Origin of the sequence: Rhodococcus sp. NPDC059179 (assembly GCF_042754885.1) — a bacterium.
Classification (GTDB): domain Bacteria; phylum Actinomycetota; class Actinomycetes; order Mycobacteriales; family Mycobacteriaceae; genus Rhodococcus_G.
The window spans coordinates 112,871-128,543 of sequence record NZ_JBHZBV010000006.1 but is presented as its reverse complement, the minus strand read 5'-3'; the positions used below and the strand labels follow the sequence as shown (position 1 = coordinate 128,543).

General features: G+C 69.6%; 18 protein-coding genes. 7 read left to right on the top strand and 11 right to left on the bottom strand.

The features are described from left to right. Positions 1 to 9: 9 nt before the first annotated feature. Entirely contained in the window at positions 10 to 1,701 is a 1,692-nt protein-coding gene (locus tag ACFXMV_RS14595) for a PHA/PHB synthase family protein (RefSeq protein WP_378499136.1), read from the bottom strand. After that, complete coding sequence (locus ACFXMV_RS14590; RefSeq protein ID WP_378499137.1) at positions 1,694 to 2,173, bottom strand: MaoC family dehydratase; 480 nt, start codon at positions 2,171 to 2,173, stop codon at positions 1,694 to 1,696. Before ACFXMV_RS14590 ends, ACFXMV_RS14595 begins: the two co-directional genes overlap by 8 nt. Positions 2,174 to 2,638: 465 nt before the next feature. Here ACFXMV_RS14590 and ACFXMV_RS14585 point away from each other — a divergent pair, with 465 nt between their 5' ends. Next, positions 2,639 to 3,976 carry a TIGR03118 family protein gene (locus ACFXMV_RS14585; RefSeq protein WP_378499138.1) on the top strand — a complete coding sequence of 446 codons (1,338 nt, stop codon included), beginning with the start codon at positions 2,639 to 2,641 and terminating at the stop codon, positions 3,974 to 3,976. A 50-nt stretch (positions 3,977 to 4,026) separates the two neighbouring features. Here the strand turns inward: ACFXMV_RS14585 and ACFXMV_RS14580 are convergent, their stop codons facing one another. After that, on the bottom strand, positions 4,027 to 4,566 hold the full coding sequence (locus ACFXMV_RS14580; RefSeq protein WP_378499139.1) for a hypothetical protein: 540 nt from the start codon (positions 4,564 to 4,566) through the stop codon (positions 4,027 to 4,029). Between the two features lie 205 nt (positions 4,567 to 4,771). Here ACFXMV_RS14580 and ACFXMV_RS14575 point away from each other — a divergent pair, with 205 nt between their 5' ends. Beyond that, the gene (locus ACFXMV_RS14575; RefSeq protein ID WP_378499140.1) at positions 4,772 to 5,452 is read left to right on the top strand and encodes a hypothetical protein; all 681 of its coding nucleotides are present in this window, start codon (positions 4,772 to 4,774) and stop codon (positions 5,450 to 5,452) included. A 16-nt stretch (positions 5,453 to 5,468) separates the two neighbouring features. Here the strand turns inward: ACFXMV_RS14575 and ACFXMV_RS14570 are convergent, their stop codons facing one another. Continuing rightward, positions 5,469 to 6,479 (bottom strand): transporter substrate-binding domain-containing protein, encoded by a 1,011-nt coding sequence (locus ACFXMV_RS14570; RefSeq protein ID WP_378499141.1) that lies wholly within the window; start codon positions 6,477 to 6,479, stop codon positions 5,469 to 5,471. Between the two features lie 133 nt (positions 6,480 to 6,612). Between ACFXMV_RS14570 and ACFXMV_RS14565 the strand changes: the two genes are divergently transcribed. Next, the gene (locus tag ACFXMV_RS14565; protein ID WP_378499142.1) at positions 6,613 to 7,392 is read left to right on the top strand and encodes a site-2 protease family protein; all 780 of its coding nucleotides are present in this window, start codon (positions 6,613 to 6,615) and stop codon (positions 7,390 to 7,392) included. A 51-nt stretch (positions 7,393 to 7,443) separates the two neighbouring features. Here the strand turns inward: ACFXMV_RS14565 and ACFXMV_RS14560 are convergent, their stop codons facing one another. Next, positions 7,444 to 7,584: a hypothetical protein gene (locus tag ACFXMV_RS14560; RefSeq protein WP_378499143.1), complete on the bottom strand. Its 141-nt coding sequence runs from the start codon at positions 7,582 to 7,584 to the stop codon at positions 7,444 to 7,446. 47 nt (positions 7,585 to 7,631) lie between these two features. Between ACFXMV_RS14560 and ACFXMV_RS14555 the strand changes: the two genes are divergently transcribed. Next, entirely contained in the window at positions 7,632 to 8,198 is a 567-nt protein-coding gene (locus ACFXMV_RS14555) for a TetR/AcrR family transcriptional regulator (protein ID WP_378499144.1), read from the top strand. Positions 8,199 to 8,325: 127 nt separating this feature from the next. On the opposite strand, the gene ACFXMV_RS14550 is transcribed toward ACFXMV_RS14555, so the two are convergent. Then, a complete protein-coding gene (locus ACFXMV_RS14550) occupies positions 8,326 to 8,847 on the bottom strand; it encodes a winged helix-turn-helix transcriptional regulator (protein WP_378499145.1) in 522 nt (173 codons plus the stop codon). Positions 8,848 to 8,903: 56 nt separating this feature from the next. On the opposite strand from ACFXMV_RS14550, the gene ACFXMV_RS14545 reads away from it, so the two are divergent. Together ACFXMV_RS14545 and ACFXMV_RS14540 are read left to right on the top strand one after the other, a co-directional pair. Further along, the gene (locus tag ACFXMV_RS14545; RefSeq protein ID WP_378499146.1) at positions 8,904 to 10,328 is read left to right on the top strand and encodes an MFS transporter; all 1,425 of its coding nucleotides are present in this window, start codon (positions 8,904 to 8,906) and stop codon (positions 10,326 to 10,328) included. Further along, positions 10,325 to 11,077 (top strand): thioesterase family protein, encoded by a 753-nt coding sequence (locus ACFXMV_RS14540; RefSeq protein ID WP_378499147.1) that lies wholly within the window; start codon positions 10,325 to 10,327, stop codon positions 11,075 to 11,077. The genes ACFXMV_RS14545 and ACFXMV_RS14540 overlap by 4 nt, the downstream gene beginning before the upstream one ends. Here ACFXMV_RS14540 and ACFXMV_RS14535 read toward each other — a convergent pair. From ACFXMV_RS14535 to ACFXMV_RS14520, 4 genes are all read right to left on the bottom strand, one after another. Continuing rightward, complete coding sequence (locus ACFXMV_RS14535) at positions 11,055 to 11,624, bottom strand: Uma2 family endonuclease (protein ID WP_378499148.1); 570 nt, start codon at positions 11,622 to 11,624, stop codon at positions 11,055 to 11,057. The two genes, ACFXMV_RS14540 and ACFXMV_RS14535, sit on opposite strands and share 23 nt — an antisense overlap. Positions 11,625 to 11,748: 124 nt before the next feature. After that, positions 11,749 to 12,054: a meromycolate extension acyl carrier protein AcpM gene (gene acpM, locus ACFXMV_RS14530; protein WP_378503374.1), complete on the bottom strand. Its 306-nt coding sequence runs from the start codon at positions 12,052 to 12,054 to the stop codon at positions 11,749 to 11,751. An 84-nt stretch (positions 12,055 to 12,138) separates the two neighbouring features. Further along, positions 12,139 to 12,939, bottom strand: coding sequence for a hypothetical protein (locus ACFXMV_RS14525; RefSeq protein WP_378500699.1), 801 nt, complete (start codon positions 12,937 to 12,939; stop codon positions 12,139 to 12,141). 108 nt (positions 12,940 to 13,047) lie between these two features. After that, positions 13,048 to 13,722: a winged helix-turn-helix transcriptional regulator gene (locus ACFXMV_RS14520; protein ID WP_378500700.1), complete on the bottom strand. Its 675-nt coding sequence runs from the start codon at positions 13,720 to 13,722 to the stop codon at positions 13,048 to 13,050. A gap of 167 nt (positions 13,723 to 13,889) precedes the next feature. On the opposite strand from ACFXMV_RS14520, the gene ACFXMV_RS14515 reads away from it, so the two are divergent. Further along, complete coding sequence (locus ACFXMV_RS14515) at positions 13,890 to 14,711, top strand: class I SAM-dependent methyltransferase (RefSeq protein ID WP_378500701.1); 822 nt, start codon at positions 13,890 to 13,892, stop codon at positions 14,709 to 14,711. A gap of 19 nt (positions 14,712 to 14,730) precedes the next feature. On the opposite strand, the gene ACFXMV_RS14510 is transcribed toward ACFXMV_RS14515, so the two are convergent. Next, positions 14,731 to 15,642, bottom strand: a complete 912-nt coding sequence (locus ACFXMV_RS14510) for an aminotransferase class IV (protein WP_378500702.1) — start codon at positions 15,640 to 15,642, stop codon at positions 14,731 to 14,733. Between the last annotated feature and the right edge of the window lie 31 nt (positions 15,643 to 15,673).

Here is a 15,673-nt window from a genome sequence, read left to right as displayed (position 1 = left end):
CGGTGACCCTCATTCACGGACGTAGGTGCCAGGGGCGTCGCCAAGCACGGGATGCCGAGCGCTCCCGACCCGGGGCGGCTTCCGCCGATCGCCTGCCCTGGCCGAGGACCACGCCGCCCAGTCCTCCCACCAGGAACCCCGATGGCGAGCCGCCAGTTCGCGCCAGGCGCTCGCACCGGCAGGCAGCCCCGGACGTTCGCCGGTACCCGGGTCGCCGACCACCTCGTACCAAGTACGAGCTCCCGGCGGGTTCACGATGCCGGCGATGTGCCCGCCGTTGGACAGCGCGAATCGCACGTCGCCACCCATCAGTCCCACCGTGGCGTAGGAGGATTCCCACGGCACGATGTGGTCGTTGATCGCGCCGACCACGTAGGTGTCACAACCGACGTCGCTCAGCGACAGGGTGCGGTCCCCCATCACGATCTGGCCGGCGGCCAACTGGTTGGCGCCGTACAACGCACGCAGGTAGTCGCAGTGCATGGCGCCGGGGATCCTGATGGAGTCCTCGTTCCACGCCAGGATGTCGAAGGCGCTCGGCCGCTCACCCTGCATCCACCTGCTGACCCAATAGTTGAAGATCAGGTCATTGGCCCGGAGCATGTCGAAGGTATCGCCCAGGTCCTGGCCGGACAGGAACCCGCTCTTGCCGATCCGGATCTCGGCCCGCTCCACCGTCGGGAGGTCGGTCATGAGCCCCATCTCGCCCGGCTCGCTGTAGTCGAGCAGGGTGTTGATCAGAGTGAGCGTGCCGATCCGGTCCTCCCCGCCCGCCGTCAGGTAGGCCGCCAGCATCGCGCCGAGCGCCCCGCCTGCGCAGATCGCCACGAGATCGACCCGCTCGGACCCGCAGATCTCGGCGACCACGTCGACCGCAGCCCGGGGGCCGCCCTGCAGATAGTCGTCGAGGGTCGCATCGCGCATCGACTCGTCCGGGTTGCGGTACGAGATGGCGAACACCGACCGGCCCTGCCCGAGCGCCCATTCGACGAGGCTGCGCCCGGGCGCCAGGTCCGCGATGTAGTACTTGTTGATCCACGGGGGATTGATCAGGATGGGCGTTTCGTGGACCGTCGCGGTCTGCGGCTCGTACTGGATGAGCTCGATCAGTTCATTGCGGTACACCACCTTGCCCGGCGTCGCCGCGAGATTCGTCCCGAGCACGAAGGCGTCTCGGTCCACTTTCATCGGACGCCCGCCGCGGCGGAGCAGGTCATGGGCCGCGAGCCGGGCCCCGCGAACCATGCTGGCTCCCCCGGTCTCGAATGCCCGGACGAGCACGGCCGGGTTGGTGGCCGGGATATTCGTCGGCGCGCAGAGGTCGGCGAGCAGATGGGCGAGTTGGCGCGCCTTGCCGTCCTCGAGCGGGTCCCCGGCCCCGGCCGAGACGAGGTCGTCGACGAGCGCCGACGTGGCGAGGTACGACTGCTGCAGCGCGAAGAATGCCGGATTGCCCTGCCACGCGGCGTTGTCGAACCGTCGATCCTGTGGGTTGAGCGGCATCGGGGGCGTCACCTCGGACTCCCCCAGGACCTGCACGGACGCCGCCGGAATCCGGGCCATCCGCGATGCCCACTGGCCGGTGGCCGCCGCCACCGCACTCGGATTCTTCAGTGCGCGACCCGCGACCGCCGCCGTGGCGCCCGACCAGCCGAGCGGATCCACCTTGGCCGCGAGGGTCCGCGGCAGATTCTCAAGCAACGGAGCCCCCGTAGTACCGCAGCAGCATCTCGGCGACGCATACCGGCCGAGGGACCCCGTCCGCCTCGAACGTGAGCCGCACGGCGAGCTGGTAACCGCCGCTGCACGGCTCCACGGTCAGCAGGTCGGCGGTCGCCCCGACCCGCGAGCCGACGGGCAGCGGCGCCGGGAACCGAACCTTGTTGAGTCCGTAGTTGAGGACCTGCTCGCAGTCGGTGACGTCGAGGATGCCCCAGAACAGCTCGACCGCCAGCGACAGCGTCAGGTAACCGTGCGCGATCGTCGTCCCGAACGGACCGTCCTTGGCCCGTTCCGGGTCCACATGGATCCATTGACGGTCACCGGTCGCCTCGGCGAACCGGTCGATTCGGTCCTGCGGGATCTCGACCATGTCCGACGACCCGAGCCTGGTACCGGCGAGGCCGGGCAGCTCACTCATGGTGACCACGCGGATGGTGGTGGCAGACGCCATTGATCCTCCTGTGTGAATTCGTGATCCGCGACCCACCCGGACAGCGAAGACGGGTGCGCGCGGGAATTACGTTCATTAATCGCACGCAATTACCTTCATCACAATGCGACGGTGCGGAGATTAGTGACGCCGTTCGGCAGCGCGGGAACGCATACCGCTGACTGGGAACAATTCCGTTCGACCAGGCCAGGAGGCATTTCTAAGTATCGGTGAATCCTGGTATCGCCTTCTCCGAGTAACTGTAACGGCACCTCGCATAAACTCCGCCGACCGAATTCGAGCGACAGATCCCAGCATTTGGATTACTGGACGAACGACCAAATGCGTCGGGACTCAGAGCGCCATTGTTGGACGATTGCCCAATTGGCGGCCGCCCAATTGACAGGAGTTTAAGGTTAGGCAAGGCTAATCATCCTGGCGATCCTTGCCGGGCAGGCGCCAGAACAATCCGAGAGGGGCAGCGTGATGACAACGCGATGGATCGGGACCAGATCGACGTGCGCCTTGGCGCTCGGGGCCGCACTGGCGTTGACGGCCTCGTGCACGTCGTCGACCTCGACCAACTCCCTCGAGCCGCTCTCGGGCAACCACTATGTGCAGTCGAACCTGGCCGCGACCGGCGAACAGTACGGCGCACCCTTCACCCTCCCGTCGATGGTCAACGCCTGGGGCGTGGCGATCCGGCCCAAGGGAGCGGGCGGCCACTTCTGGGTGGGCGCGGGTGGCACGTCCTTCGAGTTCGTCGGGGACGTGACGGCCTCCCCGGACCCGGCGCTGCGACAACTGCACCAGGACGGCCTTCGCGAGGTCACCGTGCCCGGCGCCGACGCGGACACCTCGGACGCGGGCATCGGCAAAACCACCGGCGTGATCTTCAACCCCGCTCCGCTCACCTCGGACAGCTTCGCGGTCACCGGGCAACCCGTGCAGGTCGACGGGCAGGAACAGTTGCTCAGCGGGTCGTCGCGCTTCCTGTTCGCCACCGACTCCGGGCACCTCTCGGGCTGGACGGAGCAGGGCACCGACGGCCAGATCGTGCGCCACGACGGCCCGGCCAAGGACATGTTCGACGGCGGCGACCAGGGCATGGCCTTCTTCGGCATCGCGCTCGAGCCCGGCGGCGACGACACCCTGTGGGCGGCCGACTTCGGTGCCGCACCCCAGATCAGGCAGTTCGACAAGCAATGGCGGCCGGTACCCACCGAGGGGTTCGCGAACCCCTTCGCCACGGGCGACCTGGTGGATCCGGCGAACCCGGACCGCGGCAGGCAGCCGCGCCCCGGTGACCCCGCACCGTTCAACATCACCGCGCTCGGCGACCGGGTGTTCGTCGCGTACGCCACCACCAAGTCCCCCGAGGGCGGACCCACGACGGAATTCGATGCGGGCGAAGAGGATTCGCTCGACGCCGAGCAGGAGGCGGCGGCCGCCGACAGGCCGGACCGGGGCAAGCTCGCCGAGTTCGACGCCGCGGGTGCGCTGGTCCGGGTGCTCGACGACCAGGGCAGGCTCAATGCCCCGTGGGGCGTCGCCCTCGCCCCGTCCGATTTCGGTGCGCTCAGCGGGAAGCTGCTGGTCGGCAACTTCGGCGGGGCCGGGCGCATCCTGGCCTTCGACGACGGCACCGGCGAATTCGTGGACTACCTGCGTGATGAGGCGGGCGATCCGCTGGCCGTCGAGGGTCTGTGGGGGCTGCTGTTCGGCAACGGCGAGGCCCTCGGCGACAGCAACGCGCTGTACTTCACCGCAGGCCCGGAGGACGAGAAGGACGGCCTGTTCGGCGCGCTCCGCGCCCGTGAATGATCGGTACCCCGATCGGGGGTACGGATCGCGCACAGTTGGCGCGGCCGCCCTCACTCCCCGAGGAGGACGAAACCGGGTCGACGAGCGGCGCCCTCCTCGGCGTCGGATCCGTCTATCGCGGCGACGACCACCCCGTGCCCGGCATGCACCAGCGTCGAGCGGGCGGCCGGGTCCGGCAGGTTCTCGACGGCGAACTGATCCAGCGGGTGCGACCCGCCCTCGAGGGTGGCCAGGTTGAACCAGGTCACCGCCAGGTCCTCGTCCCACGAATCCGGCCCGTAGCCCGGCGCGAGGTCCACCGTGAATCGCAGGGTCTCGGACCGCGTGACGAGCCGGTCCGCCCTCGCCCTGCCGACCCGCAGGCCGCGCGGCTGCACCTGGAACCGCCGGGAGTTCAGTCCGGACGGGGTGCACATCTGACCGATCCCGAGGTCGAGCAGGCGGTTGGCCGCGTCGAGGTCCCCGGAGCGTCCCTCGTCGGCCTCACCGAACAGCTCAGCCGCCGCGGCGACGAGGCCTGACCTGCAGAACCGGATGGTGCGCGCGAGGGTGTCGGGGTGCTCGCGGGACGTCGACATCGTGATCTGCATGGTGATCTCCGGTCGGTTGGGCGGCTCACCTCGACGCTATGGCCGTCGTGCGCAGAAGGCACGAGTAGTGCGCTACTCGTTATGCGTGTGTGCCCGGTTTGGTTGACCGAATGTCACATTCGTATCGTCAGGTTGTACGAATGTGACATTCGGTCGGCCGGCCGCCGAGCGGGCAGCCGACCGGCCCGAACCGGGGAGCAGAACCTTGACCAGCATTGTGCTCGCCTGCGGTGACGCGCGGATCCCGCCGCGGTTGGCGGAACTCACCACGGTCGGCGCGCCCGCGGTACCCGCCAAGCCGGACTTCGACGAGCTGCTCCCCCGGCTGGACGAACTGGGCACGCAGTCCGCGTCCGTGCCCCGGCTGATCGTGGTCGGCGAGGACGCGGCCCTTGCCGCGGCGCTGACCCGGTTGATGCGCAGCGAGCGCCTGCACGTCGAGCTGGCCTACGTCACCGCGACCCGCACGGCCGCGACCCGGCTGTACCGACTCCCGACCGGCTCCCCCGCCGCCGACCTCGCGGTGCTGGGCAGGGCCGCGGCGCTGCCGCTGGTTCGGGACGACTCGGGCACGGCGCTGGTCGGCCTCGCCACCATCACCGGGCCCGACGGCGGCGACCTCGTCGGTGAGACCTACGCGGACTCGACGCGACTGTTCTCCGGGACCGTCCGGTCGCTGCGGGTCGCGCCCACCCTGGAGGCACCGGGTGTCCGGGCCAGCGCAGCCCGCGGCTGGGGGTTCCTCGGCCCGAAGTGGACGCCCGCCCGCGCCGTCCAAACGGGGTCGACCGCGGCGGTCGTCACCCGCGACGGCGTCACAACGCCGCGTTCGCTGAAGCGGTGCAGCTTCTACCGGCATCCGCAGGACTGGCTGCTCGTCCGCTGAGGCGGGTGGGTTCGGGTCAATCGCGGTAGGCCGGTGCCGGCGGCGCGCCCGCGGGGCCCAGGACCGAGAGCCAGCGGTCGTGGAGGGCGGCCCAGGTCCCGTCCGACCGGATCCGCTCGAGAGTCGCGTTGACGAAACGGATGAGCTCGACGTCGTCTCGGTTGACACCGATCCCGTACGGTTCCGGCTCCAGGCTGCCGCCAACGATCTCGAGGTAAGGGTCCTGGGCGGCGAGGCCGGCGAGCAGGGAGTCGTCGGTGGTCACGGCGTCCACCTGGCGTTGCTGCAGGGTCACCAGGCAGTCCGCCCACGTCTTGACGGCGAGGGCCGTCGCGGCCGGTGCGAGCCGCTGCAGGTTGGCCAGGGAGGTGGTGTTGGTGACGGAGCACACCCGCTTGCCCGCGAGGTCGTCGACGCCCGCGATCCCCGACCCCTTCGTGACCAGGATGCGTTGCTGGGCAAGGAAGTAGACGGACGAGAAGGCGATCCGCTCGGCCCGATCACAGGTGATGGTCATTGCGTTGATCACGATGTCCACGGCGCGCTGCTGCAGCGCGGGTTCGCGATCGACGGAGTCGCGGATCTGGAACTCGACCTTCGACGGGTCACCGAAGATGTCCCTCGCGACCTCCCGTGCGATGTCGACGTCGAACCCCACGACGGCGGCGGTGCGGGGGTCGCGGAAGCTGAAGAGGTTGGTGGACTGGTCGAGTCCGACGATCAGCCTGCCGCGGGCGGCAATCGCGGCCAGCGGGCCGCCGGGCGGCATGGCGCCGGGCGTCGTCGGCGGACCCGGCCGCAGGCTGGCCGTGGCGTCGCAGCTCGTCGGGGCGGGCGCCGCGATGCTCGGCGACGGGCCATCGACAGGGGTGAGCAGCACCGCGCCGCTCGGCAGCGGCGGCCCGGAGGTCGGCGCCCGGGTGACCGGCGCACCGACCTCGGTGGCCGCGGCGCAGCCGGCCAGCAGCAGGACGCCGACCGCCAGCAGCATCGGCAGGCGTGATCGCCGCGCCCCTAGTCCCGGCATCACACTCCCCTCACCGACCAGCGGCGCGCTCGTGTCCCTCCGCGCCGTACGGACCTCGGTACCTCCATCCTGCCGCCCCGACACCCGCTCCCGCACCCGAACTCGCGGCCGGTCGCCGGGTGATACTGGGCAGATGACCTTTCCCGGCGCACCCACTCGACGGGTCGCGGTACGCCCGAGCCCGGTGTTCTTCGGCGTCCTCGCGCTGGCCGTCCTCGGCGGCGCGCTGTCCTGGAACGCCGCCCCGCGCTCCACGCTCGCGCACTTCGGCGTCTTCCTGCTGGTCATCGCGGGCTGGGTGGTGACGGTGTGCCTGCACGAGTTCGGGCACGCGTACACCGCGTGGCGGCACGGGGACGACGAGGTGGAGGCCCGCGGGTATCTCACGCTGAACCCGCTCAAGTACAGCCACCCGCTGCTCTCGATCGGGCTGCCGGTGCTGTTCATCGCGCTCGGCGGCATCGGGCTGCCGGGCGGCGCCGTCTACCTGCGCACCGCGGGCCTGCCCGCCCGGGTGCAGCGGCAGATCTCGCTGGCCGGCCCGGCGGTGAACGCGGCCGCGGCGGTGGTGCTGCTCGTGGTCATCCGCGTGTTCGGCAGCGGCAGCGAGCACAGGGTCTTCTGGTACGGCCTGAGCTTCCTGGCCTTCCTGCAGGTGATGGCGACGATCTTGAACCTGCTGCCGGTGCCGGGCCTGGACGGGTACGGGGTGCTGGAGCCATCCCTCTCGCCGCAGACCCGGCGGGCCCTGGACCAGTACAAGGGCCTGGGCATCCTGTTCCTGGTGGCGCTGCTGTTCGTGCCGTTCATCAACCGGGCGTTCTTCGACGCCATCTACTGGCTGTTCGGGCTGTCCGGGGTGCCGGAGATCTGGGCGCAGTACGGCAACTACCTGATGCGCTTCTGGCTGTAGGCGGCTCCGCCGCCCGTGAGTCCTTCTGGTCCGCGAGGGGGCCAGAAGGACTCACGGGCGCTGACGGCGGAATCGCTCGCCCGGGCGGACCCTCAGGTCCTCGAGCTCGAGCTCGCGCCCCGCATTGCTGCGCACCTCCACCCGGACCGGGTTGCCGGTGCCGTCCTCGACCAGTGCCAGCGGTCCGCCCACCGACCCCGGTCCCACCCACCGCCCGACCGGTAGGTAGGGTAGCCGCCATGGCCAAGACTCCGAACACCAAGCAACGACTCATCGACAGCTTCGCCCGCCAACTGGCATCACGTGGATACGAGGGCACCTCGTTGGTCGAGGTCGCCAAGGAAAACGGCATCACCAAGCCGTCGCTCTACCACCATTTCCCCGACGGCAAGGGCGCGCTATACCTGGCCGCGGCAACGGATTTCATCAGCCAGCGACACACGAATCTGGCATCCGCACTCGATGCGAGCGGCAGGGGGCTCGCCGATCGGCTCGAGCGGATCGTCCGGGCGGTGGCCGATCCGACAGGCGCGCAGGTCACCTTCGATCAGCGGATCTTCGACGCCCTGCCACTCGTCGACGAGACCATCCGGAGCGAGATATCGCGCGAGTACGTCACCAAACTCCTCGACCCGGTCGAGCAGGTCATGCGCGACGCCATCGCGGCCGGGGAGCTGGCCCAGGACAGCTCCGGCTTCCTGACCAACGCCTTCCTGCACCTTGCGAGGGGAACCGACCTGGCGCCCGACGATGAGGAGCTGCCCTCGAAGCTCGTGGCACTGTTCATCAAGGGCGCGGCACGCTGATAGTCCAACCCGATTCAGTGTTCTAGATATCGGCGATCCGGGCACCGCAGCGATCTGCGTCCGGATCGCCTCTACGGCTTCCGAAGTCCCCACTGCCCGCTTCTGGCTGTAGGCAGCTCCGCTGCGGTCAGGCCGGATCCCGCTCATGTGACCGCCCGATGGCGCGGAGCGCGGATTCGGAGGCGCGGACCCGCAGGTCCTCGAGCTCGAGCTCGCGCCCCGCATTGCTGCGCACCTCCACCCGGACCGGGTCGCCGGTGCCGTCCTCGACCAGTGCCAGCGGTCCGCCCCTGCCGCCCTGCAGGTACTTGTCGCCCCACTGCATCAGCGCCAGCACGGCGGGCAGCAGGTCGCGGCCCATCTCGGTGAGCAGGTACTCGTGCCGGGTCCGCTGCCCGGGCTCGCGATAGGGGCTGCGCTCGAGCAGCCCGGCGGCGGCGAGCTCGCGCAGCCGTGCCGCAGCGACCGCCTCAGTGATCCCGACGCGTGCCGCAAAGTCGTCGAATCGCGTTGTGCCGTAATAAGCCTCGCGCATGATGAGTATTGCCGACCGGGTGCCGATGACCTCCATCGCCTTGCCGATCGAGCATCGGGTGGCCCGCCAGGCGCCCCGGTCGGCCAGCACCCCTTCCAGATGAATCGCTCCCATGACCCCGATCCTACTCTGGCTTGCGCAAACCATAGTCAGCCCTTAGCGTGCTGACTATGGAACTCAATAGTCAGCTATCGCGACAGGTCCACCCCTGGCCCGTCCTCGTCGCCCTCTGCGGCGCCAGCTTCCTGGCCAACCTCGACCTGTTCGTCGTCAACGTCGCCTTCGACGAGATCCGCGCCGAGTTCGCCGGACACGGCCTGAGCGACCTCAGCTGGGTTCTCAACGCCTACGCGATCCTCTACGCCGCCCTGCTCATCCCCCTGGGACGCTGGGCGGACCGGATCGGCCGCCGCCGCGGGTTCCTCATCGGGCTCGGCCTGTTCGTTGCAGCCAGCGCCGCATGCGCGGCCGCGCCCGACCTGTGGTGGCTGGTGGGGTTCCGCGGCGCCCAGGCCGTCGGCGCCGCCCTGCTCACCCCCGCGAGCCTGGCGTTGATCCTTACCGTTCTGCCCGCCGAGCGGCGTTCCGCATCGGTCCAGATCTGGGCGGCGGTCGGCGCCCTCGCCTCCGCTGCGGGGCCCGTGCTCGGCGGCCTGCTGGTGGCAGCGTCCTGGCGCTGGGTTTTCCTGATCAACGTCCCGATCGGCCTCGCGTTCCTGGTGCTCGCCGCCCGCGCGATCCCCGAGTCCCGCGACCGGCATGCCGATCACCCCGACATCCCGGCCGCCGCCCTGCTTGCCGCAGCGATCGGCGCGCTCGCACTCGGGCTCGTCCGGGCCCCGGACTGGGGCTGGACCTCCGCCGGGACGCTCGCCTGCCTCGGCACCGCGGTCGCGGCGGCGATCGCGTTCCGATTCCGCGACGCCCGCAGCGACAGCCCGATTCTCGAGCCCGCCATGCTCCGGGTGCGCAGCTACGCCTGGTCCAACGCGGCGATGCTCTTGTTCAGTCTCGCCTTCGCAGCCGGGCTGCTCGCCGTCATCCTCTGGATGCAGACCGTCTGGGGCTACTCGGCGCTGCGCACCGGGCTCGCGATCGCCCCTGGCCCGCTCATGGTCCCCGTGTTCGCTGTCGTCGCCCAGCGCCTGGCGACCCGGATCGACGCCGGCCGGATCGCCGCCGCCGGCTGCCTGCTGTGGGGCGCAGGCGCGGTACTCATCCTGACCTCGGTGGGCGCCGAGCCCGCCTACGCAGGTGCGATCCTGCCGGGCTGGCTGGTTGCGGGTGTCGGCGTCGGCCTCGCGATGCCCACCACGCTGTCCGCCGCGACCGCCTCGCTGCCGCAGGACCGGGCCGCGACGGGCAGCGCGGTGGTGAGCATGCAGCGGCAGATCGGCGCGGTCCTCGGCGTGAGCGCCCTGATCGCCATCGTCGGCTCGCCCGTCGGCTTCGACTCCGCCCGAGATGTTTTCACGCAGACGTGGTGCATGGTTGCCATCGTCTCGGTGCTCGCCGCCGGGGCGGCTCTCGGCATCACCGCGCGCCCGCCCGTTCACCCCGCCCCCACCACCGCGCCTGCGGAGGCCCTGCGATGACCACCACCACGAACACCGCGTTTCCGACGACCTTCGACGACTCCTGGCGCGGATTCGGCGGCATCCACGGCGGACTCGTCGTCGCGACGCTGCTGCACGCGGCGGCCGTCGAGCTGGATGCCACCCCGACCGCCGTGTCCGCGCACCTGTACGCCCCGGTTCGGCCGGGCGACTTCCGAGTCGACGTGGACGTCGAGCACGCCGGACGCTCGGCGAGCGCCCGGTCGTCAATCGCGGGCAGCGCCACCGCCCTGGTCCGGCTGGCTCGCTCGCCTGGCACCACCACGACCTGGCCGCCGGCCGACGCGGCGGCCCCACCGGACCCGGAATCGCTCCCGGCACTGGAGATCCCGGTCGACTTCGTGCCGTTCTCCCAGTACCTCGACATCCGGCCGATCAACTCGGCGCGTCCCTTCGCGGGCGGCGAGGTACCGGAATTCGACGTCTGGATCCGACTGACCGCCGACATCGACTTCACCCCACAGGAGAGCGCCGCAGTGCTGCTCGACGCCCTGCCGCCCGGCCTGTACGCCACCCGCACCACTCCCGAGCCCATCCCGACCATCGAGTTCAGCGCCCACTTCCCGCCGGGCGCACCCGCCTCGCGCTGGTACCGACTGCGGCACCGCACCGCGTGGGCGACCGAAGACCTCTGCGTCGACGAATCCGAACTACGTACCGCGACAGGCGAACTCGCAGGACAGGCCCGTCAGCTCCGCCGGATCCTCAGCGCGACGACAGGGAGCTGACGGCGAACTCCAGCGCCACCGGCTCGTCGACACGCACGGTGTCGCCGTGCAGCACGTGCTGCGCCTCGTAGCGGCCGTCGACGAGCCGGAGGGCGAGGAATCGCGCGTCCCCGGCGGCGTCGAGGTCGACGATCCAGAAATGTGGGATGCCGGCCTGCTCGTATTCATACCGCTTCATGACGTGGTCCGTCCGGCGCGAGCCGGGCGACACGATCTCGACGGCCAGGGCCACGTCAGAGGCGGTGATGCGGACCGGATTGGCGTCGACGACCGCTGCCGGGACCACCACGAGGTCGGGTACCCGGACCGTCGGCGGGAACCGGAGATCGATGGCGATTTCCACCTCGTGCAGGACCTCGAGTCGATCAGGCAGTCTGTCGGACAGTAGCCGTCCGAGCCGCATCCCGATTCGCTGATGCAACGGTCGCGGACTCGGAGTCATGATCGGAACCCCCTCGACGAGTTCCAGGTGACGCTCCGCCCGCTCCTCGAGCGCGTCCCACTGCTCGATGGTCAGCAGATCACGAGGAAACGTGGTTTCCGACATCGCGCACCTCCCCAGGCGGGAACTCCGATGTGCCCAGCCTAGACCGCGACACCGACACCTTCCTGCGCAGGAAGCGGTGCCGGTGCCAGGGTGTTGATCAAGAATCGGACAGGGCCGGGTGGGCCTAATCCGTTCCCGGAATGTCGCCGACCTTTGCCTGGATGGCCTCAGCGGCTTCGGGGTTCTCCGCTGCCAGCTTCTGGATGTAGTCGACCGCATCGCCGACGGTGCGCAGTCCGGCGAGATCCTCGTCGGGGATCTTCACGCCATACTTGTCCTCGGTCTGGACCGCGATCTCCACCATGGAGAGCGAGTCGATGTCGAGATCGTCGACGAACGACTTATCGATGGTCACCTCGGATGGCTCGATACCGGTGACCTCCTCGATGATCTCGGCGATTCCCGAAACGAGTTCTTCCTGTGTCGCCATGTCTTGGCTCCTTCTCCTTGATATGGACCGGTTCCGCCGGGTCGGGTTGTTCGAGCGATAGCGCACACAGGAGTGCTTGCGCCGCTATCGATTTCGCGTGGCTCTGCGCGTTCGAGAATCGGGCGCCGGTGCGTCTGCATCGGGTCTCGCCTGGTAGCGCGGCGCGGTTCCCGGCCGCCGTCGCCGCTCGAGTTCTGGGTAGGAGGGATCGAAGATCTCGTAGGTTTCTTCGATTGCCGCGGTGAGCAGCTTCCACACCTGATGTGCGGTCGGTCGCCGCACGGGCCAGCCTGTCCCGAAGAGGTCATCGCCATCCCTCAGGCCGAGCTCGCTCAGCGGAAACGGTGTGTGGCGTTCCGCGCACCGCCCCTCCTCCAGCCCCGGGCAACGCTCGATGAGGTAGCGGCCCCGTCGGTCCCAGCCATCCTCGGAGTCGGGATCGGGACGCCCCTTCCACCGCTCCTGCGAGTAGATAAGGACCCGCTGGCCGGTCGTCACCTGCTGATACTCGCGAGCGGCCGTGTCAGCAAGATCGGTCGAGGAGCGAAGCTCCATGTCGATGCCGTGCAGGACCATTCGCTCATGGCTCAGTAGCTGGTCGTCTTCGATGATGAAATGTTGACCGGCCATACCCGCAACATCCGCCCACACGCCGTACCTGAGGGTCTCGACCTGCCCACCGACCGACTTGTCGTCGATCTCGGGACCGCTCGCCATAGCCCGGATGGACGACTTGCTGACGTCGAGTTCTGCGGCAATCTTTCGGTCACTCAATCCTTCGGCGCGCATGACAGCGATCGCATCGGCGATCACGCTCCTGCACGTGGAATCGGCGATCTCGGCCCGCTCGCGAGCAAGCCGGACGGCCTCACCGGACACGTCCACCCGAAAAGAATGATCTTGCACCGCCGCAGCATGGCATGGTCACCGGCCATCTGTCCAGTGCATTGGACAGATGGCGACGGCGCTGGACGCACGTGCCGTCTCTTGACCTCAGACCGGTCGGGCGGTCGCCGCGAGATTCATCTGCCCCAGCCAGCCGGGCACATCCCTGGTCACCGCGCTCGGCCCGGAGATGGTGACCAGGCCGGCCGTCTGCGCCTGCTCCCACGATCGGTCCCCGCGCCAGATTTCGATGAGGGTGCGCAGGGTGGTGGCGACGGTCGCGGTCACCTCGAAGCCGGGGTCGTAGTCGCAGACGTCGGCCTCGTCGCCCGACACGTAGAGCCACCACCGCCCCGCGCGGGCGGCGACGTCGTCGAATTCGAAGGCGACCACCGTGCGGCCGCGCGGCCATCGCCCGATCGGCACCGTCCGGCGCATGTCCCACATCAGCAGGTGCGGGTCCAGGTCCTCGTCGCCGAGCTGACCGATCCAGCGCACGCCCCACGCGCCGAGCGCCTCGACCACCCCGCCGAGCTCCTCGCCGCAGGGGGTGAGCGTGTAGCTGCTCCGACCGTCGTCGACTGTGCGGAGGACCACGCCTGCGCGTTCGAGGGTCCGCAGCCGCTTGGACAGCAGCGCGGGCGACATCTTGGGGTTGCCCCGTCGCAGGTCGTTGAAGTGGGTGCTGCCGGACAGCAGCTCACGAACCACGAGCATGGTCCAGCGCTCGTCGAGCAGCTCCATGGCCTTCGCCACCGGGCAGAACTGGCCGTATGCCGACACGGGTTCCTCCTCGCGTGCCCCCGGATCAGTACACGCCTCGGCCGCCGCAACCGCCAGTACAGATCGTGAACCGCGGGCAGTACACATCTGGGACTGGAGCGCGCGCCCGAACGGATCGACCCTGGAAGGACCAACAACTGTGACACCGACCCCCTGGGAGATCCGCCATGAGCACGAGTACGAACGCCGCACCCGACATCAAGGCCAAGCACCGGGCCATGTGGGCACTGGGCGACTACGCGTCGGTCGCCGCCGACGTCATCCCGGCCCTCGGCCCGACCCTGGTCGAGGCCTGCGGGATCAAGGAAGGTGACCGCGTCCTCGACGTCGCGGCCGGCTCCGGCAACGCGTCCATCCCCGCCGCCCGGATCGGGGCCGAGGTCGTCGCCTCGGACCTGACCCCCGAACTGCTCGAGTCCGGCCGCCGACAGGCCGAGTCGCTTGGCCTGACCTTGGAGTGGCGCGAGGCCGACGCCGAGGCACTGCCGTTCGCGGACGCCGAATTCGACGCCGTGATCTCGTGCGTCGGCGTGATGTTCGCGCCCCATCACCAGGCCAGTGCGGACGAGCTGGTCCGCGTCCTGCGGCCGGGAGGCACGCTCGGCCTGATCAGCTGGACGCCCGAGGGCTTCATCGGCCAGATGTTCAGGACCATGAAGCCGTACGCTCCCCCGCCGCCGCCCGGCGCGCAGCCGCCGCCGCTGTGGGGCAGCGAGGATCATGTGCGCGCCCTGCTCGGCGACCGGGTTACCGAGGTCGTGGCCCGCCGCGAGCGGCTGATCGTCGATTGCTTCGACACCGCCGAGCAGTTCCGCGACTTTTTCAAGGCCTGCTACGGCCCGACGATCGCGGTCTACCGAGCGATCGCCGACGACCCCGAACGAGTGCAGGCCCTGGACCGCGAGCTGGCCGAGCTGGGCCGACGGCACGACCGGGGCGACGGAACCATGGAGTGGGAGTACCTGCTGCTGACCGCCGTCAGGCAGTGAGCGGCTCCGCCGCAGGCGCCTAGAGCTCCGTGACCCAGCCGTGCAGGTCGTCGTTGCGCAACGCGGCCGCGTGCCGCTTGCGCAGCGCCTGACCGATCGGGCCGGGCTGCCCGTCGCCGACCACCCGGCCGTCCACCTCGATCACAGGAGCGACGCCTGCGGACGTCCCCGTCGCGAACACCTCGTCGGCGATGTACAGCTCGGTCAGGTCGACGGTGCGCTCGACGACCGGGATGCCGTCCTCCGCGGCGAGGGTGAGCAGGGTGCGGCGGTTGATGCCGTCGAGGATGTCGCAGGACACGTCGGGGGTGATCAGGGTGCCGTTCCGGACCAGGAAGATGTTGGCGGCGCTGAGCTCGCAGACGTGACCGTTGCCATCGAGGAAGATCGCGTCGTCGTAGCCCGCGTCGATGGCGTCCTGCTTGGCGAGGACCGAGTTCACGTAGGCCCCGTTGACCTTGGCCCGGGACGGGATCGCGTCGTCCGGGATGCGGCGCCAGGTGCTGGTCTTCAGGCGCATGCCGTCCTGCGGGACGATCGGCACCGCGTCGTAGACGAACATGCTGACAGTGGTGTGGCAGCCGCGCACCCGGGTGCCTGCGATCGACTCGTCCACATGCACCGTTGCCCGGACGAACACGTCCTCGGTTGGTGCGTTCGCGGCGACGAGTTCGGTTGCCACCGAGACGAATCGGTCGAAATCCCATTCGTCGGCGAACCGGTCCATCCCGATGATCTTGCAGGACTCGACCATCCGCTGGAAGTGGTCGCGCAGCCGGAACGCGGTGCGGCGATCGCCGTCGACCTGCACCGGGAACACCGTGTACACGCTCAGTCCGTAGAGCACCGCCGAGGTGGCGACCCCGAGCGTCGCCTCCGCGGCGTCGACGATCCGGTCACCGAAATACACGTGGGGATGAGGGGTTGCCATGGCGGCGATGGTAACCACCGCTTCGCCGCGG

Excerpts from the sequence above, each read along its gene's own strand:
- ACFXMV_RS14590 (WP_378499137.1), bottom strand. The coding sequence starts at position 2,173 with ATGGCGTCTGCCACCACCATCCGCGTGGTCACCATGAGTGAGCTGCCC.
- ACFXMV_RS14585 (WP_378499138.1), top strand. The coding sequence starts at position 2,639 with ATGACAACGCGATGGATCGGGACCAGATCGACGTGCGCCTTGGCGCTC.
- ACFXMV_RS14580 (WP_378499139.1), bottom strand. The coding sequence starts at position 4,566 with ATGCAGATCACGATGTCGACGTCCCGCGAGCACCCCGACACCCTCGCG.
- ACFXMV_RS14570 (WP_378499141.1), bottom strand. The coding sequence starts at position 6,479 with ATGCCGGGACTAGGGGCGCGGCGATCACGCCTGCCGATGCTGCTGGCG.
- ACFXMV_RS14565 (WP_378499142.1), top strand. The coding sequence starts at position 6,613 with ATGACCTTTCCCGGCGCACCCACTCGACGGGTCGCGGTACGCCCGAGC.
- ACFXMV_RS14555 (WP_378499144.1), top strand. The coding sequence starts at position 7,632 with ATGGCCAAGACTCCGAACACCAAGCAACGACTCATCGACAGCTTCGCC.
- ACFXMV_RS14550 (WP_378499145.1), bottom strand. The coding sequence starts at position 8,847 with ATGGGAGCGATTCATCTGGAAGGGGTGCTGGCCGACCGGGGCGCCTGG.
- ACFXMV_RS14545 (WP_378499146.1), top strand. The coding sequence starts at position 8,904 with ATGGAACTCAATAGTCAGCTATCGCGACAGGTCCACCCCTGGCCCGTC.
- ACFXMV_RS14540 (WP_378499147.1), top strand. The coding sequence starts at position 10,325 with ATGACCACCACCACGAACACCGCGTTTCCGACGACCTTCGACGACTCC.
- ACFXMV_RS14535 (WP_378499148.1), bottom strand. The coding sequence starts at position 11,624 with ATGTCGGAAACCACGTTTCCTCGTGATCTGCTGACCATCGAGCAGTGG.
- acpM (WP_378503374.1), bottom strand. The coding sequence starts at position 12,054 with ATGGCGACACAGGAAGAACTCGTTTCGGGAATCGCCGAGATCATCGAG.
- ACFXMV_RS14515 (WP_378500701.1), top strand. The coding sequence starts at position 13,890 with ATGAGCACGAGTACGAACGCCGCACCCGACATCAAGGCCAAGCACCGG.
- ACFXMV_RS14510 (WP_378500702.1), bottom strand. The coding sequence starts at position 15,642 with ATGGCAACCCCTCATCCCCACGTGTATTTCGGTGACCGGATCGTCGAC.